The organism is Mesorhizobium sp. B2-3-15 (assembly GCF_006442875.1).
Classification (GTDB): domain Bacteria; phylum Pseudomonadota; class Alphaproteobacteria; order Rhizobiales; family Rhizobiaceae; genus Mesorhizobium; species Mesorhizobium australicum.
On the sequence record NZ_VFVO01000008.1, the window covers coordinates 125,821 to 148,248 of the forward strand.

At 59.1% G+C, this 22,428-nt stretch carries 26 protein-coding genes; 11 read left to right on the forward strand and 15 right to left on the reverse strand.

The features are described 5' to 3' along the window. Window positions 1-73: 73 nt before the first annotated feature. The 12 genes from FJ954_RS17750 to FJ954_RS17805 form a co-directional block, all read right to left on the reverse strand. Complete coding sequence (locus FJ954_RS17750) at window positions 74-2,224, reverse strand: type IV secretory system conjugative DNA transfer family protein (RefSeq protein ID WP_140662186.1); 2,151 nt, start codon at window positions 2,222-2,224, stop codon at window positions 74-76. Window positions 2,225-2,236: 12 nt separating this feature from the next. Next, window positions 2,237-3,262 (reverse strand): P-type DNA transfer ATPase VirB11, encoded by a 1,026-nt coding sequence (gene virB11 / locus FJ954_RS17755; RefSeq protein ID WP_140662187.1) that lies wholly within the window; start codon window positions 3,260-3,262, stop codon window positions 2,237-2,239. Beyond that, window positions 3,259-4,722: a type IV secretion system protein VirB10 gene (gene virB10, locus FJ954_RS17760; RefSeq protein ID WP_140662188.1), complete on the reverse strand. Its 1,464-nt coding sequence runs from the start codon at window positions 4,720-4,722 to the stop codon at window positions 3,259-3,261. Before virB10 ends, virB11 begins: the two co-directional genes overlap by 4 nt. Beyond that, complete coding sequence (locus FJ954_RS17765) at window positions 4,722-5,519, reverse strand: TrbG/VirB9 family P-type conjugative transfer protein (protein WP_181177847.1); 798 nt, start codon at window positions 5,517-5,519, stop codon at window positions 4,722-4,724. The genes virB10 and FJ954_RS17765 overlap by 1 nt, the downstream gene beginning before the upstream one ends. Then, complete coding sequence (locus FJ954_RS17770) at window positions 5,516-6,235, reverse strand: type IV secretion system protein (RefSeq protein WP_140662190.1); 720 nt, start codon at window positions 6,233-6,235, stop codon at window positions 5,516-5,518. Before FJ954_RS17770 ends, FJ954_RS17765 begins: the two co-directional genes overlap by 4 nt. 64 nt (window positions 6,236-6,299) lie before the next feature. Then, window positions 6,300-7,343, reverse strand: coding sequence for a type IV secretion system protein (locus FJ954_RS17775; RefSeq protein WP_140662191.1), 1,044 nt, complete (start codon window positions 7,341-7,343; stop codon window positions 6,300-6,302). Between the two features lie 182 nt (window positions 7,344-7,525). Further along, window positions 7,526-8,260 (reverse strand): type IV secretion system protein, encoded by a 735-nt coding sequence (locus FJ954_RS17780; protein ID WP_140662192.1) that lies wholly within the window; start codon window positions 8,258-8,260, stop codon window positions 7,526-7,528. Window positions 8,261-8,269: 9 nt separating this feature from the next. Beyond that, the gene (locus FJ954_RS17785; RefSeq protein ID WP_140662193.1) at window positions 8,270-9,427 is read right to left on the reverse strand and encodes a lytic transglycosylase domain-containing protein; all 1,158 of its coding nucleotides are present in this window, start codon (window positions 9,425-9,427) and stop codon (window positions 8,270-8,272) included. Next, complete coding sequence (locus FJ954_RS17790; RefSeq protein WP_140662194.1) at window positions 9,411-11,813, reverse strand: VirB4 family type IV secretion system protein; 2,403 nt, start codon at window positions 11,811-11,813, stop codon at window positions 9,411-9,413. Before FJ954_RS17790 ends, FJ954_RS17785 begins: the two co-directional genes overlap by 17 nt. Beyond that, on the reverse strand, window positions 11,810-12,103 hold the full coding sequence (locus FJ954_RS17795; RefSeq protein WP_006339854.1) for a VirB3 family type IV secretion system protein: 294 nt from the start codon (window positions 12,101-12,103) through the stop codon (window positions 11,810-11,812). The genes FJ954_RS17790 and FJ954_RS17795 overlap by 4 nt, the downstream gene beginning before the upstream one ends. Window positions 12,104-12,106: 3 nt before the next feature. Then, window positions 12,107-12,421, reverse strand: a complete 315-nt coding sequence (locus FJ954_RS17800; protein WP_140662195.1) for a TrbC/VirB2 family protein — start codon at window positions 12,419-12,421, stop codon at window positions 12,107-12,109. A 12-nt stretch (window positions 12,422-12,433) separates the two neighbouring features. After that, on the reverse strand, window positions 12,434-13,087 hold the full coding sequence (locus tag FJ954_RS17805) for a lytic transglycosylase domain-containing protein (protein WP_181177848.1): 654 nt from the start codon (window positions 13,085-13,087) through the stop codon (window positions 12,434-12,436). An 88-nt stretch (window positions 13,088-13,175) separates the two neighbouring features. On the opposite strand from FJ954_RS17805, the gene FJ954_RS17810 reads away from it, so the two are divergent. From FJ954_RS17810 to FJ954_RS31610, 3 genes are read left to right on the forward strand one after another with little or no spacing between them, the layout of a single operon-like run. Further along, window positions 13,176-13,778 (forward strand): hypothetical protein, encoded by a 603-nt coding sequence (locus FJ954_RS17810; RefSeq protein WP_140662197.1) that lies wholly within the window; start codon window positions 13,176-13,178, stop codon window positions 13,776-13,778. Further along, window positions 13,775-14,308 carry a thermonuclease family protein gene (locus FJ954_RS17815; RefSeq protein WP_140662198.1) on the forward strand — a complete coding sequence of 178 codons (534 nt, stop codon included), beginning with the start codon at window positions 13,775-13,777 and terminating at the stop codon, window positions 14,306-14,308. The genes FJ954_RS17810 and FJ954_RS17815 overlap by 4 nt, the downstream gene beginning before the upstream one ends. An 11-nt stretch (window positions 14,309-14,319) precedes the next feature. Further along, complete coding sequence (locus tag FJ954_RS31610) at window positions 14,320-14,484, forward strand: hypothetical protein (RefSeq protein WP_181177849.1); 165 nt, start codon at window positions 14,320-14,322, stop codon at window positions 14,482-14,484. Here FJ954_RS31610 and FJ954_RS17820 read toward each other — a convergent pair. Continuing rightward, window positions 14,481-14,825: a hypothetical protein gene (locus FJ954_RS17820; protein ID WP_140662199.1), complete on the reverse strand. Its 345-nt coding sequence runs from the start codon at window positions 14,823-14,825 to the stop codon at window positions 14,481-14,483. The two genes, FJ954_RS31610 and FJ954_RS17820, sit on opposite strands and share 4 nt — an antisense overlap. Before the next feature lie 156 nt (window positions 14,826-14,981). Between FJ954_RS17820 and FJ954_RS17825 the strand changes: the two genes are divergently transcribed. From FJ954_RS17825 to FJ954_RS17840, 4 genes are read left to right on the forward strand one after another with little or no spacing between them, the layout of a single operon-like run. After that, on the forward strand, window positions 14,982-15,596 hold the full coding sequence (locus FJ954_RS17825) for a DNA-binding response regulator (RefSeq protein WP_246681090.1): 615 nt from the start codon (window positions 14,982-14,984) through the stop codon (window positions 15,594-15,596). A 5-nt stretch (window positions 15,597-15,601) separates the two neighbouring features. Then, window positions 15,602-16,303, forward strand: coding sequence for an FkbM family methyltransferase (locus FJ954_RS17830; protein WP_140662419.1), 702 nt, complete (start codon window positions 15,602-15,604; stop codon window positions 16,301-16,303). Then, entirely contained in the window at window positions 16,284-16,838 is a 555-nt protein-coding gene (locus tag FJ954_RS17835; protein WP_140662201.1) for a hypothetical protein, read from the forward strand. Before FJ954_RS17830 ends, FJ954_RS17835 begins: the two co-directional genes overlap by 20 nt. Then, window positions 16,835-18,124 carry a HAMP domain-containing sensor histidine kinase gene (locus FJ954_RS17840; protein WP_140662202.1) on the forward strand — a complete coding sequence of 430 codons (1,290 nt, stop codon included), beginning with the start codon at window positions 16,835-16,837 and terminating at the stop codon, window positions 18,122-18,124. The genes FJ954_RS17835 and FJ954_RS17840 overlap by 4 nt, the downstream gene beginning before the upstream one ends. A gap of 150 nt (window positions 18,125-18,274) precedes the next feature. On the opposite strand, the gene FJ954_RS17845 is transcribed toward FJ954_RS17840, so the two are convergent. Beyond that, a complete protein-coding gene (locus tag FJ954_RS17845) occupies window positions 18,275-18,823 on the reverse strand; it encodes a helix-turn-helix transcriptional regulator (protein WP_140662203.1) in 549 nt (182 codons plus the stop codon). Between the two features lie 97 nt (window positions 18,824-18,920). Here FJ954_RS17845 and FJ954_RS17850 point away from each other — a divergent pair, with 97 nt between their 5' ends. Further along, a complete protein-coding gene (locus FJ954_RS17850; protein ID WP_140662204.1) occupies window positions 18,921-19,520 on the forward strand; it encodes a hypothetical protein in 600 nt (199 codons plus the stop codon). A gap of 55 nt (window positions 19,521-19,575) precedes the next feature. Further along, window positions 19,576-20,034, forward strand: a complete 459-nt coding sequence (locus FJ954_RS17855; RefSeq protein WP_140662205.1) for a hypothetical protein — start codon at window positions 19,576-19,578, stop codon at window positions 20,032-20,034. Between the two features lie 164 nt (window positions 20,035-20,198). On the opposite strand, the gene FJ954_RS17860 is transcribed toward FJ954_RS17855, so the two are convergent. Further along, window positions 20,199-20,933, reverse strand: coding sequence for a hypothetical protein (locus FJ954_RS17860; RefSeq protein ID WP_140662206.1), 735 nt, complete (start codon window positions 20,931-20,933; stop codon window positions 20,199-20,201). Between the two features lie 167 nt (window positions 20,934-21,100). Here FJ954_RS17860 and FJ954_RS32040 point away from each other — a divergent pair, with 167 nt between their 5' ends. Next, window positions 21,101-21,382, forward strand: a complete 282-nt coding sequence (locus tag FJ954_RS32040; RefSeq protein ID WP_140662421.1) for a helix-turn-helix domain-containing protein — start codon at window positions 21,101-21,103, stop codon at window positions 21,380-21,382. 556 nt (window positions 21,383-21,938) lie between these two features. After that, window positions 21,939-22,346: an ABC transporter permease subunit gene (locus tag FJ954_RS17870; RefSeq protein ID WP_281407728.1), complete on the forward strand. Its 408-nt coding sequence runs from the start codon at window positions 21,939-21,941 to the stop codon at window positions 22,344-22,346. Window positions 22,347-22,428 lie beyond the last annotated feature (82 nt).

Genomic DNA, 22,428 nt, shown 5'->3' on the forward strand with positions numbered 1-22,428 from the left:
AGGGCTCGCGTAGCTGTGGCTTTTCATGGTGCAAAACGGTCTCTGCGTCACGCTGGACGCATCGCCCGCTAGCCTACCCATCGAATACATCAGGCAAACTATCTTCGACGACGCTCAAATTCCTATCGAAAGCCTCGATATCGGATGCGTGGGCCCGGAGAGACCGCACCTTGTTTAGGATCGCCGCAACTGCCGCTTCTTTGTCGGGCGCCATGCGTGTTGTCACCGCTTTGGCCGCCAAAGCAGAAAAATCTATGGCGGCATAAGCCGATACTGCTGAAGCATCTGTTGCTTTTGGCCGGTCTTTTACGATTGCGCGCCGGCCTGGCGGCGGAGTTATACGGCCTGCTTTTGCGGCAAATGTTGCGCCGCGCCGCAGGCGGGTCTGCAAGAGGCCTGAGCGGTACGCCGGTGCTGTCGGCACAATCGTCGGGAGCGCAGGAGATGGAACCGCCGCGGAAGCGTCCAACGCAGGTCTTTTCGTGCGCGAAGCGTCGGTCGAGGCGGGCAGGGGCATGAACGCGCGTTTGGCTAGCTGGCCGTCAGCGAAATAGAAATTGCGGGTGCCGAGGATCGGCAGTTCGCCACGCGGCAATATGATGACCTTATTCTTGTCGAGGGTGCGGATTTCATCTGGCCGCATCAGGGGCCGCCGCACTTCCTTGCGGTGCTCCGAGCGCGTGTAATATGTGTCGAATAACGTTGCCTTGGTGCGCGTAACATCCTTTTGCACGTCCGACGTTTCGCCGAGCTGCTCGGAAACGTAGCGCAGATCGTCGGCGTCCTGCGCGCCGAAAAAGATCTGCACGCGAGCAGCGTTGATGAGCGTCTTGCGCCCTTCCTGGCGATAAATCTCGTCTACGGCCTTCAGCGACTGCACGAAAAACCAAATGGAAACGCCGTTGCCGCCGAGCACGCTCGCCATTTCGGTCACGTTCTCGAGCTTGCCGAGGTTCTGGAACTCGTCGAGCAGCACAAGCATCGGATGCTCGTCCGGACGCGGCATGGTTTCCGACATGAAGTTCATCATCTGCGTAATCATGACGTTGAATAACGGTCCGAGGGAAGTGATCTGCTCGCGCCGTATGTCGAGATAAAGAGAGATCCGGTCGCGCTTGAGTTTGCGAATATCGAACGTGCTGCGCGAGGTAGCTCTCATCAGGCGCTCGTTGAGAAAGGGGGCCATGCCGGTCCGCACGCCGGCGTAGATTCCGGAAAACTGCCGCTCAGACATCTCGAAATAGGGCAACAGGGTTTGCAGCGTGAAATGCGAGCATTCGCGGCGTCGTTCCTCGCGTAGCGAGCCGATGAACTCCAGGAGCGGCTGCTCGGCGCCGTTCATTATCTCGAGGATTGTGGCGAAGGTCTTCCTCTCGCTCGGGATCGCATGCGATTCCATGACGAAGGACGCGATGCCGGTAAAGAGGAGGCGGGCATCGTTGACCCAATAGGGGTCCGCGTTCGAAGGGGGGCGAGGAAACAGCGCCGCGGCGATGTTGCGAAGGTCGATGTCGCGCTGTGCTGAGTCCAGCGAGATGAAGTCCATCGGATTGTAGCATGCGGTATTGCCGTCGGGATCAGCCGGCGCGAAACGCACCACGCGGCTGATGGTTGAACGATAACCGGCGGTGGCTGCATAGGTCTCACCCCGCAGGTCGAGAACCACGAGCGAATGCGGCCAGGTCAAGGCGTTCGGGATGATGAGTGACGTGCCCTTACCGGAGCGCGGCGGCCCTATGACGAAGCCGCCGACATCATCGCCATCAATCCACAATTTCTTGCCGCCGATCAGCTTGCGCTGGGTCCAGCGGATTTTGCCGGAGCGCTGATCGCGGCCGGGCGACAAAATTTCGGCAAACCTGCCGCCGGCTCGACCGACGAAGACGCCGCCAACTTTTGTCAGGCCGGTTTTCGATATGTCGCTCATGGTCATGAAGCGAGAGTCATTGCGCTTTCTCGGGCGCATGAGAAACAAGATGACCAGTGGCAAGAGAAACCCTAATGCACCCGCTGCAACGGCATATTGTACGCGGTCAAAATTTCTCGCGGTCACGTCAGTCCAGGCCAGACGAACAACCGGCAAGGGATTGGCGTTCAGCTGGTCAAACAGGACGTGGGAGCCAGTCCGGTACCAATCTGTCGCGACATAGGCGACCGTGAAGAGCAGGGCGCCCATGGCCATCGCCATGAGCACCATGAAAATTGCTGTTGCGATTTTCTGCATTGATAGGCCTCGTTAGATCGTCTCCGCCTTGGTGAACTTGATCTCGCTGATACCGCGCCGTCCGCCTTCACTGCGGACCATCTGGACGACCACCGGAATGACCTCGCGCAAGTAATCGAGGATTTCACTCCGTGAGAGCCCCGTACCGCCCTGCATGACCATGAGCGCCAGCCGCTCGTAGGCGGACCGGGCGGAATTGGCATGAACGGTCGTGAGCGAGCCCGGATGGCCGGTGTTGATCGCCTGGAGAAACGCGAAGGTTTCAGCGCCGCGTAACTCGCCCAACAACAGACGGTCGGGTCGCATGCGAAGCGAGGCTTCGAGAAGCTGTTGCGCGGAGACTTTGGCAAGGCCCTGGTCGCCCTTCGAGGCTATCAGGGTGACGTTGTTGGGAGCCGGCAGCCTCAGTTCGCGGGTGTCTTCGATCGTGATGATCCGTTCATGAGCCGGGATTTCCTTCAGGAGTGCATTCAAGAACGTCGTCTTGCCGGTCGACGTGCCGCCTGAAACGACTATCGAGACGCGGTTGCGCACCGCATACTGGAGGAACTCCATCGGCGAGGTGTCCTGCAGCATTTCGACAAGTCGCTTTTCTTCGGTTGAAAGCGCCAGGCCGCTGCCCATCGCCGTATTCTCGAATGCGCCAAGATCCTTGTAGGCATCAAGGCTCATATCCATGATGACCTGTTTGCGGATTGAGATCGCCCCGCCTTCGGGAGCCGCCGGCGGCAAGATGCATTGGATGCGCTCGCCTGAGGGTAGTGCTGCCGACAGGACCGGTTTTTCTTCGTTGATGACCTGATTTGTCGCCGAGGCGACACCCGTCGAGATATGCCTAATCCAGCCGGGCGTGACCTCGCGCTTGACGACGTGCTCCATTTCCTTGGCGCCGAGGCGTTCGATGAACAATTCACCTGGCCTGTTGATCGCAATCTCGGAAACCGAGTCTTCGTTCAAATAGGACCATACTGGCTCCAGATGCGCGCGCAGGACCGGGGCTCTTGCCCAAGGGTCGGGGAGGGGATGCAGGGCGTTCATTTCACCGGGCTCCCATAGCCGCGATAAAAATGATCCTTTGGCGTCGCGTAAAGAGGCGTCGGATCGATCGCGGCCTTCGGCCGCCCACCTGCCCTCATTCGTGCAACTTCTTCCTGAACCGGATCGGCGTACAAATCCGAGAAATCGAGATCTCGCCGCACCAGCACGACGATGGACGTGCCCTGGTCTACGTAGACTGTCGGGCCAATGTTCTGCGTGTCGCGAAACGCCTCTTGCGCGAGTTGCTGCAAGGCGGTCGATGACTTGTCGAACGCGATACCGCGGGCGTCGCGCTGCGAGCCATTGCCACCATACGTTACGGTTGTGGTCTCACCGGTCACGGGATCGGTCGTCGACACCTGACGCTGTTGTCCATTCTGGCTGCTGTCGCCAAGCGAAGACAGATATTCAGAGACGCCGCCAACGACGGAGAGCATGATGGCGTTGCCATACCGTTCAACCCAATGCGTATCGACACGACCGCCCATGCCGCCGCGGCCGAGCGCATCTGCACCAGGCGACTTTATATCGACGGAAATACCGTCCGAGCGAATGACCCTGTTCCAGACGATGAAAACACGCTTTTGTCCGCGCGCTAGCCCCGAGCGGTATTCTCCGGTCAGACGCGATCCTTTCGGAATCAGAACACGCCTGCCGTCGAGCGAGAAGACATCCTCCCGCACGACAGCGCGTACGGCACCGGGAAGGTCGGTGTTAACAGCGGTTTCCAAATAGCCGCGAAGGATCGTTCCCTCTGGGATCAACGCATCGGTGCGTCGGGAGACCCTGGCTTTGACAATACTAGAAGAACTTGCCTCTGACTGCGCCAGGAATGCCTTGTTGGGATCGCTGTCGGCGCCGGGGACCGGGATGATCTGACCGTCGGGCGCGATTTCGGCCTGTGCCGCCTGGGCGCCGGTATCCGTCGAGCCGGTTTCACCATTTGTCACCATCTGGTTGGATCGTAGGCGTTCCCACACGGCCTTTTCATGCTCGGCGGCCTCAGCCTTGCGGCGAGCCTCGTCATCAGCCTCGGCCTTGCGGCGGGCTTCTTCCGCCTCGGCCTTGCGGCGAGCTTCCTCGGCCGCCATTTGTGCTTCCAGCGCCCGCCGCTGCGCATCGAGATCCGCGCCCTCCTGCACTGTCTGATCGACGTTCTCGGCTTGTTGCGTGGCCTTCTGGTCGTCAGCCGGTGGCGGCACCACGATCTGGTCGATCGTGCCGTCGGCAGGTTGAGGCGGCTCGTTCAACGCCGGCGGGCGAAACTCCGGCTGGTTGAAGTTTTCCTCGCCATCGCTGCGAAGATCGCGCGATACCGGCTCCCGAGGCCAGTTCAGCCATATCAGCGCGCCCACCAGCACCACGCCGAGGCCGACCAGGGCGATTTTGGTACCCACACCCGCACCGCGGCGCGCGACCGTCGGGCTGCCGTCCAGTTGGTTATAGTCGATCTGCGTCATCACCGCCCTCCGCTGGACTCGAACAGGGTGGAACCACTTGTCAGTTTCGTTGGACCGTAGACCTGCTCGACTGGATCGATAGCGTTGGGTCGAGCCCGGTTGTAAAGGCAGAGTGTCTTGCCATCGGCTCGCAGGGTGAATTGCCGTGCCACCTTGTCGATGACGGTGTATTTGCCCTGAGTGCGAACGTTGACCAGCGACTCATGGCGCTTGTCGTCGACCACGAAAATCGCAGGAATGTCACCCTTGAACTCCAGAAACACCTTGGTGCCGTCGTCGAACACGGTGCGCGGCTTCAAGCTGTCATCGCCTTTGTACGCATAGTCGTAATTGAGATCGGCATAGTTCAGGTCCTTCAAATCCGGATCGGCGGCGCTCTCCTTGGCCTGCGAGAGCAGGCGCGCGTTGATATCCTCGTCCGGGTATTTGAACCGGACCTGGAAGGATGCCCGGTCGCGGCTATTGTCAGTTGCCTGCAGCAGCAGGGAATAGACGCGCCGGTTGGTGACCACGTTGACGTTGGTCCAAGCATCGCGCTCCAGCGGCTTGACGAAGAGAAACCGCGATCCGCGTTTGGGGATGATCGACCAGCCCTTCGTGTCGCCGGCGGAAACGGTTTCGATGACTTCGGTCGGACTGAGTTCGACCATCGTCGAAATACCGAGAGCGGCGCGCACCGACGTCACGTCGTCATTGTTGAAGGTGACATATCGGATGCGGCCGTCGCGTGCGGCCGCGCCGTGGATCGTGCCGAGCAGAAGGGCGGCCGACAGGACGAGGCCCGCGCGCCGTCTCATTGCAGGCTCCCCGCCGCCGGCGCCGATTCCTGGTCGCGGCGGTAATCCGTAACCTGAAATCCCAACGGGTTGTCGAAACGCCATTCGTTCTTGAGCGGTGTTGAGGTATAGCGGAACTTTATCACCGCCACCCAATTGTCGGCGGTGGATGAATTGTCCCGCCGCGTCGTCGTGGCAAAGCGCACCGAGGCCGTGTTGCGATTGAGCAGGGAAACCGACTTGATCTCGACCGCTACAGTGACATTGCGGCCATAGGTCTTGTCGAGCGATTGCGGATTTGCTGGCGTGAAAAGCCAAGTCAAATCCTTGGACGCCGCGTCGGTGGAGTAGAGCTGCGCCAGGTCGTAGTTTTGTTTCAGTTCACGGGAATCGTAGGTTTCCCGGGCCCTGATGTAGCGGACGAGATTTGCCGCCGTGACGGCTTCGTTTTGGGACAAATCTCCAGGCTTGAGCGCGCGCATGATCTCGAGATATCCCGTCGATTTGTCGACCTCGACAACATACGGTTCGAACTGCCGGAGCGGCAGGATCAGCACGAGCGCCAGCAGCGACAGCACCGCCACCAGCCCGGAAACGCCGCTGACGATCCACGCCAATGTACGCGATCGCCGCATTGACCTGTGTGTGTCGTCTTCCCAGGTCGTGCCGGCCCTGTAATAGCGTCTGTCGACGAGCTCGCTGCCGCTGTTGGCAGCTGTTTCCGATGGTGTTGACACTTACTATGCCTCGTTTGCGTGACGCATCCTGATCCAGGGACGCGATCGGCGATCGTTATGTTGTCTAGGCCAGAGGCCTGGCGTTATCGCGCGCACCTTGCTGGATGGCGGACCGGGTTGCGTCGTCCGCCCTTGCTGCTCGCGAAGATCGAAAACTGTTTGTCGCGAGCTGCCGGGCGCCCCGAGCGGCGCGGCCTGCGGCCCATCGCGCACCGGAATAGCGCACGGCATTCCTGCCGAACGTCCCATATGAGTAACGAGCGCCCGTGGTGCTGAGATACCCGCCGCCATTCAGGATCGAAGCAATCGAGGGTATCTGCATGAGAATGTAGATGCCGATGATCGTCACCAGCACCAAGGGCAGCACCAGCGACATTTTGCTGTCCATGGTCGCTCCGCCTGATGTGGCGGTGTTCAGCGCCGCATTGACGAGTGAGAAGTAGAAGCCGAGAAAGCCGTAGATCAGGATTTGCTGGATCATGAGAAAGGTGGTCAGCGAAAGGAAGCCTTCGCTCATGCGCGAGGACCAGCGGTAAAGCCAAAGAATGATCCATATCGGCGCCAGAGCGAGCGTGATGAACAACATCACCTTGGCGGCGATGATCGCGGCAATGGCAAGCGCTGCGAAGATGATGGCCGACAGCAGGACGAGCAGCGACAAGAGCGCGCCAAAAATGTCATAGAAGGATCCGCTATAGACCTGATTGGCGACGTCCTGCGCCCCTTGGTAGAGGTTGTCGATAAGTGCTGGAATTGCCGCCTGGTCGCTGAGCTGGTTGCCGGTGGCACGCGACACGGCGCCGACGATCACCTTGCCGACCTCATCTGGGATGCTTTGGACAAGCTGGTAGATCGTCGCGGAGAATGTGCCCCATCCAGTCAGCAGCAGATAGATGATGACGGCGCGGCCGAGGCGATAGGCCGCTTCGAGCGGCGAGATCGACTCTCGCCCGCTCAGGATCGAATAGCCCCACCATACGATATAGAGGGTCAGCATCAGGGTGAAGACGTTGCCCATCGCATTGCCCAACTGCATATAGACGGTGCGAACGAAGTCCTCACCGATGTTGTCAATGCCACCCAGAATGCTTGCGGCGAGACCGTTCATGGATCCTCGTCAATGATGTTGGCGAACGGCGTTGAATTGACCGGCTTCAGCGGGCCGCATTCATCGGCATGGGCATACGCCAAAGGCCCGCACGGCGCTTTCAGTTCGCGATTTGCACAGCCAAACAGCCCCGCGCTGAGGCCAATCACAGCGCATATGCGCAAGGCCCGCCTCAACAAGCGCTAGCCTCCGCTCTTGCCAAATTCCGCGAACGGATTGACGTTGCGCGGCGTCATCATCTTCTGCACCTGGCTTTGGCGAAGAAGATCTCCCTTCAGCTTCTCATTAAGGGCCGCGACCGCACCATTCTGGACGCCGATCAATTCGTTGACCGCGCGCGCGTTTTCCAGCTGCATTCGGGTGTTCTGGTCCACCGATCCCTTGACGTCCTCAGACTGCCCGATCTGCCCACTCGCGGACTGCAATGACCGTTGGCGCTGGGTGACGCCCTGCGAGGCCTGCGAAGTCAGCGCGCTCAGAAGCGAGGCCACGTTGACGCTGCCGCTATAGGCTGTGTTGACGGCGCTCGTCTCCTTGCCAGCAATCTGCTGGAGTTGCTTGACCAGTTGCAGCCCATTGATGACGGCGCCGGCGATTTTCTGGATCTCGGGCGACAGGCCACCAAACGAAAGCGCGCCGCCGTTCAGGATCGATCCGAACGACGGAGCCTGGGCAATCGACATGTTGCCGGCGAGCCCCATTTGTCCGATGCCGAGCGAACCGTCACGACTTCCGCTGAGAGCCTGCAGGATCTCCTCGCTCTTTTTCAGGATATCCTTGTTGGAATCCAGGATGGAGTTGGTGTTCTCCGCATTCTTGCGGGCGACATCGAGATTGGCGCCATCGATGACGGCAATCTGCGCAAAGGCCGCGCTGGTCCAAAGCGCCATGCCGGCAGCAATCGCGATTTTCTTCATGTCAGCCTCCTATTGCTGTAGAGAATTGATCACGCTGTCAGCGCCGGCAGGATCACTGGTGATGATCATCGAGCGGCTGTCGGCCGAGCTTGCCCCCGCGTTTTCAACCGCGCATGGTAGCCATCGGCCGCGATCGATCTTCAAACGTTCCAGTTCGGTGGGATTACAGGAGAACGGATTTGGAGAGCCGCTCTTTGGCGGTTGCACCAGCTTTGCGGACTGCGATGCCTGAACGTTCTGCAACGACAGAAGTTGGGCCAGCAACGCCGTAAAATCCCCCGCCTGGCCGAGGTACTGGTTGGTGACATCAGCGTTGATTCCACGAGCCGATGAGTTCAGCTCCCAGGCGTCCTTGTATTCGGTCACCTGGCCAACAGAGCCCGACAGCGCGTCGATTGCCGCGTCGTTGGCGCCCATCTGCGATGAGCTTGCATTGAGCCCGCCAGCCGCCTTCCTCACCGTGCCCATGGCTGCGTCCTGCGCCGTGCCGCCCGCGCCGTCGGCCGTGACGATCGAGAAGGGTGGCGGTGCGGCCGCCGGGGCCTTGCCGCTCGATACATAGTCGTTGAAGTAGCTGTTCCAGCGGCCGACACCGCCGGCCCACCCTCTCTGCTCGACAGCATTCGATCCGTTGTAGAAGGAGGCGAGACAGCTGTAATTCGTCGCCCCGCATTGCTTGACACCCATGCCGAGATATTTGACGCCGCCTTCGACGTTCTGCTCGTTCACGTCGCGGTCAAGTCCCATGGACTTGCCGGTGCCCTTGGTCAGCTGCATGACGCCTTTGACGCCGGTGTGGCTCCCGGCGCATGTGTCGAAGCGCGATTCCTGATAGGCAACGGACAGCGCAAGGCCTTCGGGCACGCCGTATTTTTGCGCGTAATACCGGATCATCTTCACGTTGCCCACGTCGCGCTGCAACGCCTCTGTCGGGGATCGCCGAAACATCTGTGAGCGGTATTTGTTCGAATAGGTGCAGACGACGCTTTTCTTCTTGTCGGTTTCGTCCCTCTTGGCCTGGTCCGACTTCGTGCTGTGCTGCTCGTCCTCTTTCCGCTTGTCGAGGTTCGGCCCGTCGATGACCGCGATCTGAGCGACAGCCACGGTCATGCTTGCCGCTGTCGCGAGAGCCACGGCCAGACAAAAGCTGCTAAGCCGCTTCGTCATGCTCGTTCTCCCATCCGCAGAAGTACGGCAGCCACATCTCTGGCTCGTCGCCGAAGGTCTCCCGGAGCCGAGCGCATTCCTTGCTGTTGGCTTCGTTTGAGGACAGGACCTTGATGAGATCTGGCATCGCCCATAAATCGAGCTTGGCTACGACCGAGTCGCTGTCGTGCTTGACGAGGAAGGTGCGTGTTTCTTTCGCGGTTCGGCGCACGAACTCGAATTCCTTCGCTGTCAGCGAGAAGCGCTCCATGTAGGACTCTTTGCTCGCCTTCGGGTTGGGGAAGAAAATGTTGGTCTTGGTTTGCTCGATCAGCGACGAAGAGATGGAGGAATTGACGACGTCTTCCGCTGTTTGCGTGCCAAAGCCGACCACGCCGTTGCGGCGACGAATCGTCTTCAGCGTCTCATTGATGAAGGCAGCGAAAACCTCGTCGTCCAGAAGCTTCCAACCTTCATCGAGGAAGAGCATGATTGGCGAGCCGTCGATGACGTCCTCAAGACGGTGGAAGATGTAGAGCAACGCCGCCGAGCGCAGCTTTCGGTCACCCAGAATCTTGGTCATGTCGAAGCCGACAACGGGCTTCGAGAAATCGATGAGATCGATGGGATTGTTGAAAAGCCAGCCCTTGTCCTTCGGGTCGAGCCAGGGTTGTATGCGTGCCGCCAGATCATTCATGCCAGGCATGAGCGAGCCGCGCAGCACTTCCGGCAGCAGGTCGAAGGTCCGCTGTTGGCGCGGGATCTTGTAGATCATGTCGACGGCGGCGTTGATGACACGCATCTCCGCCACATCAAGCGCGCCGCTTTCCGGCGTCAGAATGTAGATGAGCAGATCTTCCAGGAACGAACGGTTTTCTGCCGTGTCATCAAGCTGCAATGGCGCGAACCCGGTCGGCTGAGAAGGTTCCATCACCTCGTAGCGACCGCCGAGCGCCCGAACGAAGATCTCGGCGCCGCGCATATAGTCGAAATAGATACATCGCGGCCGTGGCATGATGCGCATGGCCTGCGCCATCAGAAACGACAGCACCACGGTCTTGCCCGAGCCGGTCGGGCCGAACACCGTGAAGTGCCCGACATCGTGAACGTGGAAATTGAAATAGTAGGCCGTCTGGCTGGTCGTTTCGAGCAAAGCGATGGGTCGTTTCCAATGCAGCCGCTCACGTTGGCCGGACGGGAAATTGTGTCCTGAGAAAAGGCCGGCGAAATTTAGCGACGAGATCAACGCACGTCGCGCGATGTAGCTGAAATTTCCCGGCAACTGCGCCCAGAAGGCCAGTTCCGTGTTCAGTGTCTCGCGGACCGGCACGATCGACATGCGCGAGAGCTCCGCCGTGATGTCGGATAGCGCGCGGTTGAGGCCATTCATGTCCGAGGCCAATGCCATGACGCTCATGTGATGTTGTCCGAACACGACTTCGCCGCCGGCCAGTTTGTCGGCACCGTCGTGAACGGAGACCTCGACCGTCGTGCCCGCCTCGTCGGAACCCTCGACCTGGTTGGCAATGGTGTTGATCCTGCGCATCGCCGTAACGCGGTCTTCGATCGCGAAGCTCTGCGTCAGGACAAACTCATGTGGCAGGCGCAAGAGACCGTCCAATGAGCCCGGAGCGGTGAACGGCGGGTATTCCTTGATCGACACCATGGCGCCGAGTTTGGCGGCGTCCGGCCCGCGAAGTTCCAGCGCGGATTTGCCGAAAAACAGCTGTCGTGTCGCCAGTACATCACCAAGGCTCATGCGCGGCAGAGGCATTTCCGCGTCGACGCCGCCGGCGAGGATCTTCGCCAGAAATTCTGCCGGCTCGGAAAAGAAGCTGTCGCGGCGCTTCACGACGCCGAGAAGGCGTCCCCCATAAGCGGTGAAATCCTTCACCATCCCGTCAAGGATGTCATGCAGTTCGACTATTGCCTCTTCACGGGTTTCTTCGCCTGCTGTGCTGATGCGAAATGCATTAAGCGCCTTGTCCACCCAACCGACACGGCCGACCATCGGGCGGCGTATGACCGTCAGATACGCCTCGTTGACGAAAAGGCTTTTCGACCCAAGCTCGTCCATGTAGCGGGCGTCGAGCTCGGCCACGAAAGGATTGTCAAAGTCGCCTTCGATCTCCGGCGTCACGTGGCGGCGGATGATCGTTGTGTAGACCGCAAAGCGAGAGGTCGACAGGTTGCGGAAGGTAGTGTTGCGGTTGAACATGCGGCTGTTCAACTCGGCCTGGTCCATCGTCTGGAACGGCAGGCCGCTGAGCTGGATGGCGCCGACCAGAAAGCCGCTCTTCGTCACGATCAGATTGTCATCGACATGACGAAGGTAGGGGATGTGCATCGCAGCCCGCTTTTCGCGGCGGCGCTCACGGCCAAATTTCAGGTCTGCATAGAGGCTCATGGCGAATAACTCCTCGCCCCCCAGAAGGTGAGGTTCGCCACCGCTCCGCGTTTGGAGACGCGCCGCTCGAAAATATGAAAGATGTAGGGATCGCGCTGGCACAGATATGCGCTGACCAGATGCACCACGCCGAACACACCAAGACCGAGCATGAAGCTGCTCGTGGCGATAAAGCCGATCACCGCCAGGATGCCGTTCAGTGCAAAAACTTCATAGCGCACCCCCCATTTCATCGGCGGGCGTGTCAGGGGCAGGCTGACCGGCTCGACATAGACTTCCTCGTCATCCATGGCTCAGCTGCCTCCCGCGGTCGCACGAACCGCATCCACCAGCTGGGCCGCGCCGAAGATCAGAGCGATGCCAATGATGATGGAAAAAGCCATCATCCACGCCAGACGCCCCGTCATGGCGAGGAAGCCAAGAAAACAGACCGCGATGATGGCAAATGAGCGCGCGATGTTGCCCTGCAGAACGCCGACGAACCATTCCAGCACGTTTTCGACTGGCGCCGCCGATTGGGCGTATGCGGTGGCTGGCGCCAGAGCTATTCCGACCGCCGAGGCCAAGGCCAGTTTCAGGGCAAATTTGCGTGCTTTCCTGTATTCCACCCTTGGCTCCTTTCAGTTGCCGAAATCCATGACATGGCCGTCCTGCCAAGCGTCCTCGCTTGCTGGCGGAGCGGCCGCGAGCATTTCGGATTTGGTCAGGGCGGACTTCTTCACGACACCGCCGAACTTCCAGCGGTTCAGTATCTTCACGATGTATTCAGCCGTCTCCGGATTCACCGGAATGCCCTGCGCCTTGTAGACGCTGTTGGGCCCGGCGTTATAAGCCGCCAGCATCAGCAGCGGATCCTGGAACTCGTCATAGAGGGACTTCAGATAGCGCAGGCCAGCCCGAACATTCGCCTGTGTATCGCAACGGTCGCTCACGCCGAGATCGGCCGCCGTTCCCGGCATCAACTGCATGATCCCAAGGGCTCCGGCCTTAGACGGACCCTGATTGGCGCCGAGATCGCTTTCAGCCCATGCAATCGCCTCGGCCAGATCGGCGTCGAAGCCTTCGTCCTGCGCGACTGAACGCACAAGTTCGGCGACTTCAGTACGGTTTCCGGTTTTGCACGCCCCCGGCCTCTGCGTCCCGACTGAGGGAAGGGCTTGCGCCGGCGTTGCAAAGGCGACTGCGACGCGGTCTGATGCCAGATCCCGGCCGAGCGCTTTCAAGGGCATTGTAGCGGCACACAGGGTGAGCAGAAGAGCTGTTCGAGTGTTCATACTGTCGCCAAAATTTAACACTTTACTATGGCTACACGCAGCCCTAGTAAAGTGTCAACACCATATGCACCGCGGGGACGGATTTCGAATGAAACAGATTGCCCTTTGCACGGCTTTACTGCTCCAGGGTACCGCGGCTTATGCTGCCGGCGCCGACGCCCCAAGCGCTTTCGCGCAGCCGTCGGAGCGCTACCTGCTCCAGTTTGCGAAGCCGGGCGAGAAGGTGTTCGTCTACGAGCGCTACGATGCCAAAGGCGCGCTCTTTCAGCGCGATGCGGCCGCCCTCAGCTCGCCGGTCAAGGTGCCGTCGGCAACCGAGCGCATCATCAACGGCGTGCCCTATCGACTGCGCGGCCTCGCGGCCTGCCCAAAACCGAAGATTACCTACAAGGCGCAGGAGTGGGACTGCACGAAGGCCGCGCAGGACTATGAAGAGGGAATCTACAACCATCGGGCTTCTGTCGTGCTTTGCAAAACGCTTGTGCTGCAAAGCAGGAAAGGGGAACCAGACGCCGTGTCGTGTTTTTCTCTCGTGGGAGCGGGCAATACAAATGACCCGTACAACGTCGCCTACGACGATGACGAAATGGTTTTCTTCGACATGGCCGCAATCGGACGCAACAAGGACGGCAAGTCGCTGCGCCCCGATCTGGAGCACTCTGCTGACCTCGGTGGACAGTTCCAGGAATGAAACGGGCGCGCTTGGCAGTGCTGGCCGCTTTTGGTTTGTGCGTATCGGCACACGCGCAGGACGCATCCGAATCTGCCGCGCCAACGCCCTTCGCGGTATCGAAATCGGCTCAACTGCTGACTGGAGATACGTGGCGTGACGGCGACCACCTTTTCCGCCTCTATGGCGTGCAGTCATGTCTTCGCGGCACGTCGGCTGAACAGCCAAATGGGAACAAACTCGATTGCGGGAACATCTCGCTGGCGCACCTTGCTGCGCTGTTCGATAGCGCTGCGGTGACATGCCAGCCAATCGGCTACGCCCTCGACAAGGCGGCCTTTGTCGTCTGCGGTGCGCAGCTCAATGGCGACACAATCGACGTCGGCACCGCGCTCATAGCGACCGGATACGCGTTTGCCGCAACGACAGCAAAGGGCAAAGCCGTCAATGAGAACTACCTCGTCGCGGAAATCAACGCTAAGATGAAACGCTCAGGTTTGTGGGGCACGACGTTTCAGCATCCTGTTCAGCTGCTGCTAAATAAGCGGTAGGAGAGACAACAATGAAGCACGACGATGAGGCGCACAAATATTACTATCCCGTGGAAGGACGCACCGAAGGCGCCATCGGCGATGCTATCGCATTCATCGCGATCATCTTGGTGCCGGCGGGACTCTATGCGGCCTGGAATACCGTGGCTGCATGGATTTCAGTGCTCTTCTCCTAGGACTGCAGTTTCATGAAAGAACCAAGCAACGCGCGCAAATCGTCGACGTCAATCTCGCACCAGCCATGAGCCGTCAGCCGTTGGAAGTAAGCAGCCTTCATTTTGATTTCCGCGATAGTGGCTACTGGAGCAATGGCGGCACGCCTTCGCACCGCGGCCTCTTCCGCCATGACCGCGTCCAGCTTTTGACCCAGCAGAACCGCGTCCTTCCCCTCGGCCTCCATCGCTTGCTTGCCGAGACTTTCAAGCTCAGCGACGCTCTGACGATGTTCCGCAATCAGTTTCGCAACGCCTTCAGCCGCTTCCATCTGTCGGTTGCTGCAGACCAGTTGAATAGGCATCCTCGTGCTCCTGGCTTACATCGATCAGACACAGATACCTGTGGAGGTGAGGAAAAATAGGGATGGTCCCATCCCTTTTTTGAAGCGACCAATTCTGGAAGACAGGGGCGGGGGGCGCCTGCGTAGAAGGATTGGCTTCTAATGTTTCGTGCCCTGGTGGTCGAAGACCAGACACTTATGCGTCTGGCACTGATGAACGAAGTGCAAGCAAGCTTCGAAAAATGCGTCGTCCTGGGCGCCGAAACGCTGAACATCGCGACCGTAGAACTTCAAAACAACCATTTCGATCTGGTCGTTATCGATCCTGGCTTGCCCGGTTTTGATCCCACCTCACAAGGCGATCGCGTCGCTGTCGTTGACACGATCATCGAGGCTTCACCCAGTGCCATCCATATTGTCGTCACCGGTTCCGACAACCGCTGCGAGGCAGATGGTTTCCGGCGAATCGGCGCCGCCGCCTATCTCGGCAAGACCGGCCTTGCGCCCGGCGTGTTCAGCGACGTGCTGGACGACATTTCCACGAAGGGATTCTCCTTGCGCCTGTCGCGGGCGGTCATGACCAAACCCGATTACCGTTTTTCCGTCCTTACACCGCGCGAACAGGAGGCCATCGACATGATGGCACACCGCGCACCCGGCGTGAAACGCAAGGAGATCTTTTCGCTCATGGCCGATCGGCTCGCCATCGATGCCGGCTCGGCCGAGAAATACTACAAGCAAGCTCGCGCCAAGCTCATGCGGCAAGGTCATCCGCTACCACAGGGGTTGTGAGCGCGATGGCCTCCCTAACCGTACATGGGATCAAGGTTCCCGTCGAACCGCAGGATGTTTCGCCGGTAATCTGGCGAGCGCTTCAAAGCCAGAGCTATGAAGCAAAGGAAGCGAAGTGGATCTTTAGGGCGGTCAAGGCGCGCGATCGCGTACTGGAGCTGGGGTCGGGCATCGGCATCATCACCGCACTGATCGCAAAGATCCCCGGCGTTCAGGTGTGGGCTTTTGAAGCAAATCCCGCAACAGCGGAACTAGCCAAGCGTGTGATAGCGGCCAACGATCTCAACAATGTCAAATATTCGCAAGGTATCCTCACGGCAGGTCCGCCGCGATCCTTCACCTTCTACGTTCGCCGCGACCTTTGGATGTCTTCCACGGACAAAGACCAGGGACCTTACGAGCGCGAACTGTCCATCGTCTCGGCCAATGTCGATCGTTTCATCACCGATCATCGAATAAACGCCCTCGTCATGGACATTGAAGGTGCCGAAAAAGAGCTTCTGCAGGATGCCGAGTTGCCCGGCGTCGAGCGCATCTTTCTTGAGCTGCACGACCATCTCTATGGCCTTGACGGCATCCGCAACATCACGCTTGCGCTTGCAGAAAAGGGGTTTGCCTACGACCCGCGGGGGTCCCGAGGACCATGCGTGCTGTTCGCCAAGAACGACGGACCGCGCGAATACGAGGATGTCGAAGATGTTGCGTAATGCTCTCGCCGTCATACTCACCCTGACCCTTCCGCTCGCCAGCGTCGCCGAGGAAATTCCCCTCGACCCCAACCAAGTGTCGGTTCAAGACGCCAGCGGCAAGACCGTCGCGGTCTTTTCGGTGAAGCAGCTGCGAGCAGAGTTTCCGCAACAGACCTATGACACACGTACGCCCTGGACGGGCGACAACGAGAAAATCGAATATCGTGGGCCACTGCTCGCAAACGTGCTTGCCAAGGCCGGAGTAACCGTCGCGCAGGAGGTGAAGGTCGTCGCCTTTGACAATTTCGTTTCCGATATTCGTATTGACGAAATCCAGTCTTATAATCCGATCCTGGCAGTCGAGCGTCGTTGCAACGAGAACGACAAGGCCAGCTCGCTCTGCTCGTCAGGCCAGGAGTTTCGCCCGATCAGCATGGTTGAGAAAGGGCCCATCTTCATTGTTTGGCCCTTCGACCAGTTGCCCGCTTCCTACGTTCCCGCAAGAAACTCGATCTGGGTGTTTTTCCCAGTCATCCTACGCGCCACGCAATGAAGTTCTACAACGGCCGTTTGCTCGCTGTTCTGCCGTATCTCGGTATGGCTGCAGCCCTTGGCCTGAGTGCGTGGACATTCATCCAATCCGACCGCTATCGCCAGGAGACGGATGCCATCCTCAATCAGACCTTCGAGATTCAGTGGCGCGCGGCACAGATTCGCGAGCGCCTTATACGGGTCTATGGCTATCTTCGCATTGCCGACGCGACGGGCAAGCTTGATGCGGACATCGATCGGCAAATGGCGCTGGTGAGCGTCAACGTCGCCCAGCTGGAAAACCTGCCCTATCTGAACCGCTTTTTTCCCGATCATGACGCCGAACTCCTAGGCGGGGTTCGCCTGACCCTCGAGCAGAAAATCGCCCCCCTTGTGTCGGCGCGCAAGAACTACACACAAGCCATTGCCGACATGACCAAGCTCGAACAGTCAATTTACGAGATCTCCAGCTCCACCGTTGATCACAGCGCCACGTTGCAGCAGACCGCCAACATCGACATTGCGGCCTCGCGCAACTGGTTCATCTTCGCCATAGCGCTTGGCCTCGGTGCCACCTTCTATCTCGTTATCCATCAGCGCTATTCCTCGGCCAATCGCCGTGACCAGCATATGCGCTCGTTCGCGTCGCTGTTTGCGCATATGACCCGATCGCGTGTTACAGCCTTGCGTCTTTTCCTTGAGCACGCACAGCCAGACAAGCAGCCGAGTGGTGAAATGCTTGACGCTGCGCGCGGTGCTGCCAACGAACTGGAATCGATCACCAACAGCGTGCTTCAGATCGCCTATGCACCACAAGATTCCAGTACCGTGGCGCTCGGCCAACTGCTTGAGGATCTCACGCGCGATCGCAGCAGTTTCGTGCAAGTTCGGGTCGATACTAAAGCGCGTCTGCATCCTGTGCCGGCGGCGCCCTTCCGGCTGGTGGTCAATGAGCTGATCGAAAACGCTCTGGCCGCGTTTTCCGGCGCCAGAACCGCACGAGTACTCATCTCCGCGACACTCAAACGACAACCATTCCTCCCCCGCAGTTATCTCGTGCTAGAAGTGGCCGACAAGGGCGCAGGCATGCCACCTGCAATCGTTGCAAAGGCAACTACCCCCTTCTTTTCAACGCGGGCTGGAAATCATACTGGCCTTGGACTGACCGCATGTTCCCAAATGGTCTCGACGCTGAACGGAAAGCTCGTCATCCATAGCGCCCAAGGTGTCGGTACAACGGTACAGGTCAGGATTCCTGTGCGTTCCACCGCAGCCAGATTTTGGCAATCGTCCTCAGGCGCAAGGTAGAGTGCGCGGGGTGGATCACAAAGAACCCTGCTCCATTTTTTCTTGAAGCGCACCGGTATGCGCCACCACCGCGAAAACCTGCCGGGCATTCGTCTGGGCCAGCCTAGCCGATGATGACCCTGGCAGCTTACGGCTCTCTGAAGTGAGGATCTACGACTCCGGCTGCGTCAGAAGCAGGTGGTCAGTTGTTGGGGGAATTTTATCGGAAAAGAGGAAGGTCGCTGGATCAAGTTTCAACGCCTTGGCGATCGCGGCAATCGTGTCGACGCTGATGTTGCCGCTGGCGCGCTCTAGTTTCATGTATGTCGCCTCCGCCACGCCGATGAGCTCAGCCATCTCGTACCGGTGCAAAGTTCGTCGTTGTCGCTCAATATCGATGATTTGCGCCAGCCGCTTGCGGATCGCATTGTCGTCCAACTGATGCGCCCATTCCGGAACCTTCTTCCCGCCTGCGAGCAGTCCTGCAAAAGACACTTGCAAGCCGCTTGCCATGATCTGCAACGTGGTCAGCGTGACATTGTTTTTCTGGCGCACGGTGTGAATGTAGGTTCGATAGGCCAGCTTTTCGCCCTCGGCGGTCCGAAACAGCTCGGCCATGTGCATATGGGATAGGCCACGTTTGGCTCGCTCCCGCTCAAGCGTCATAGCAATGTTGGCGCGCAACGGGTTATCGACCACCCCCGCGTCGTCTCGTTTCATGAATCGATGTAGTCGCACAAATCTGCCTTTTCGATCTGTCCTTTTTCGCGCGGATCATCCATAGTAAACTGTCAAAATCCGCAGCGAGGAAAAGGCTATGACCATACTGAAATTCCTTTTTGTGGGCGCCGTCGCCATCGTGGGCGCCGCGACTCTTCCATCCCAATCGAAAGCGTCGGAATGGGGTTGTCAGGTGCTCCTTTGTCTTTCCGGCGACTGGCAGGGTACCCCCTCGTGCCACCCGCCAATTTACAAGTTGATTGCGGCGATGGAAGCCCCGGGCTTTGACTGGCCGACCTGTCCGCAAGCCAACTCCAGCGCCGCGAGGTTCGAGAAGTATGCGGATTGTCCGCCTGGCTGGCAAGCAGTTGGCGGCAATGACTCCGATCGACCCGGAATGGGGCAAGAACGCAACATCTGCCGCATCGCGTCCGACCGGCTCACGCTGCCCGTCACTTTCATGAACAGTCGCCTCGGCCAGAATCATGACGGATCTCGGCAGGCCCAAGTCGAAATCAACGGTAAGTTGGTGTCGGCAGAAATCCAGAGCACGGGCAACGATAGAGGGCATTCCGTTGGTAGTGGTCCCACCTACTTCACCATCTCTCGTCCGATGCGCGGAAAACCCTGGTTCATCGAGTATGACGACGCGAACGGCATACGCCAGAAAAGCTGGTTCAATCTCAACATGCCATAGGCGAGGCGATCACAGGACGGGTCGCTATGAGGGTCACAATTCAGGGTGGTTTGTAGTGTTCAAGGTGCTTCTCCTGTCCACTGTGATTTTGAATATAGGCGCTGTGTTGACAGAGGCTGGTCAGAGCGACAAGCCGCGATCAAACGTGGACAATCCTATGTGGCCCGCTTCACTAAAATGGGACTGCAACACAGCTGCCAAAATCGTATGCGAGCGTGATGGCGGTTGCTCGGTGGCTGAGGACCACACTGGATTTGTGCTGAACTACGGCAGCAACGAAGCTGAGTTTCCGGCCAGCAATGTCAGGATCAAACGCCACTATCAACAGACCGTGCAGGGGAGCCCTTTGCAGCAGGAAGTTAAAGTTGAACTGGCCGACAATCGCGTTCTTTGGCTGACGGCCGTGGATGCCAGCCGCACTTATTCGCAAGCGTGGGTCGGCGCATTGAGCGAGTTGAAGGGTGGCGCGGTACTGATGGAATCCGAGGGCGTCTATTGTATGCCTCACAAGTGAGTGCGCCGACAGCTGACAATCGAAAGCTGAAATTGCCTGCCCGGGGCGCCGACCGGCATCGATGCCGAACAAAAGTGTGGTAGGCGTGCTGCAGGATGTGGCTGCACTGGCTCTTGCTTCGCGCGCGGCCGCACGCGGAAGCGGCGTTGCCATCGATGGGTCTTTCATATCACCCGATCTCCGCGCTGGTACATCATCACCGACATGCAGACGTCCTCTCGGCGCTTTCGCGGGTAAGGCCCATTTTTGTCGCTCCCGGGCATGAACGCGCCCGGCTGCTGCGCCTGGCCCATGCGCGCCAGATCGCCGAGCACGGCGCGCAGCTCGGGCCAGGGAAACTCAGTGCAGTCTTCGGCGCTTTCGCCCTCCCGCAGGACCACATCGAGCTTGGCGGCCACGCCGGCGAGTGTCGTGGCAGGTGCCGCCATCAGGGACTCCACCAGCTCTTGCTCTCGGTCTGCGGCGGCAAGTTCCTCCCGCTTGGCGGCGGAATAGCCGATGCGTCGATCCTCGGCATCCCAGCGCGCCTGGTGGGCAGCCAAATCCGCCTCCGCCCGGGCGCGCAGGTCGGCAAGGCCTGGACTGTCCCCAAACAGATCTTCGAGGTCGCCCGGCCACGAGACGGTGACGCCTACATTCTCGTCGGGCAATTCGACTTCTGCTTTCGGGAACCCGATGGCTTCGACCAGTCTGCTCTCAAGGTGCTGCTGCTTGCGGCAGAGCGCGGCGGTGCGTGTGTATGCGGACTGCCACTTATGCCACAGCGCCAATGCTGGATCGAAGGCAGTGTTGCCTGCGAGCGCTCCGTCTGCCGACGCGCTTGGCTGAAACTGCAGCGTCGCCGCGACCGCTGCCGTTCCCATCAGCAAATGCCTCCGGGTGACGAAAGGTAGAGTCATGCTAATCTCAGAATCAGCCATCATCCGAGCTCCCTATAGCTTGGGGTATGGTCAGGCTGGCCAGGGTGTTCCTGCATCCTGGTCAGCTGCTCTGCCTGCACGGCCCAATACGAAGCAGGCCGGGCATCAGATTATTGATAGAAAAAATATCAATTCGATTGGTGCGGATGTCAATAGAAAATCTATCAAATCGCCATCCAGCGGTTACAACACGGCAAGTGAAGGCCGCCAGGGCGTTGCTCGGTTGGTCCCAAGGTGACTTGTCGGCCCATTCTGGCGTTTCAGAACCAACGATCGCGCGCCTTGAAGCTGAGGACGGACCGCTCGGTGGCCGTACTGAGACTGTCATGAAGATCGTCCATGCCCTAACGCAGGCAGGGATAGAGTTTCTTTCAGACAACGGCGGCGGGCCTGGCGTTCGCCAAGCGCGGCCCGCCGCCAGCGTCTGAAGAGGGAGCGGAATGGCAACTTTCACCGCACGACGGTCGGCGGCAGAGACCTCCATGGCCGCTTTATGATCTTTTGGTTCTCACGCATCGTAGGATTCGCGAGTGATCACAAGGCCGTGTGTTTCTGAGCTGCCCGCGTCGCGCCACCGGCGACGATAAGGCGTGGTTCAGGCTACGGAGAGGCTAAGCAAGCGATCGGTAGTTCTTCGCTGGAGACGGCGCGCGCTAGCGGCTGCGTCGAACGTGCAATGGCGGGTCGGTTTTCCACTGGGCGCTTGTGTGTAAAATTGATATTAAGTAATCCATCTGCGAACCAAAATTTCATTTGCCCGTAGTGCTGCTATCGAGCCTGCTTATCCTCTAATAAGCACATATAGGACTTGCGTTAAGCTCGATGAAAATTTAGCAATGTTGAGAAATATTCACTTTTTACTGGTGAAAGTCGCGTAATCTATCTTATGGAACTTGCTAAGCGGCCAGAAATCGAACACGTATTTATTAGCTTCCGGTTCTCTCCAGTATCCCTTCGATTCGTTACAGCGCGCTCTGGCCCCTTTTGCGGGGCGCCGCGTTCTATGCGTCTTTCACCCTTTCCTTGAACACCGCGGCCTACTGTGGCGGGATATGGAGCGGAGCGATACAGGCCATTCCGGAAGGACAGCGTGAGGCCGGCCAATCGCTTGGCCTGTCCAAAACATGGATCATGATTTCCGTCCTTCTCCCGCAGGCTTTCAGGCTGGCCCTGCCAGCGATCGGCGGTCAGAACATCCTGCTTTTGAAGGGGACCGCGCTGGCATCGACGATCACGGTTTTCGAACTCATGGGTGCGGCCAACCTCGTTCGCGCACAGACGTTTCGGGTCTACGAGCCTCTGTCCGCCGCGGCGTTTGGATATTTCCTGCTGGCGGTGGTGATCACTACTGGCTTCGGGTTTTTCGAGAGACGGCTCGCCCAGCGATATTGAGCGGAAGCGAGCGGTGTCGTTGAGGTAGTGGCCGCTTTCCCGACACAAGTATCTCTGTTTCTGTGGCTGAGATGAGGTGCAA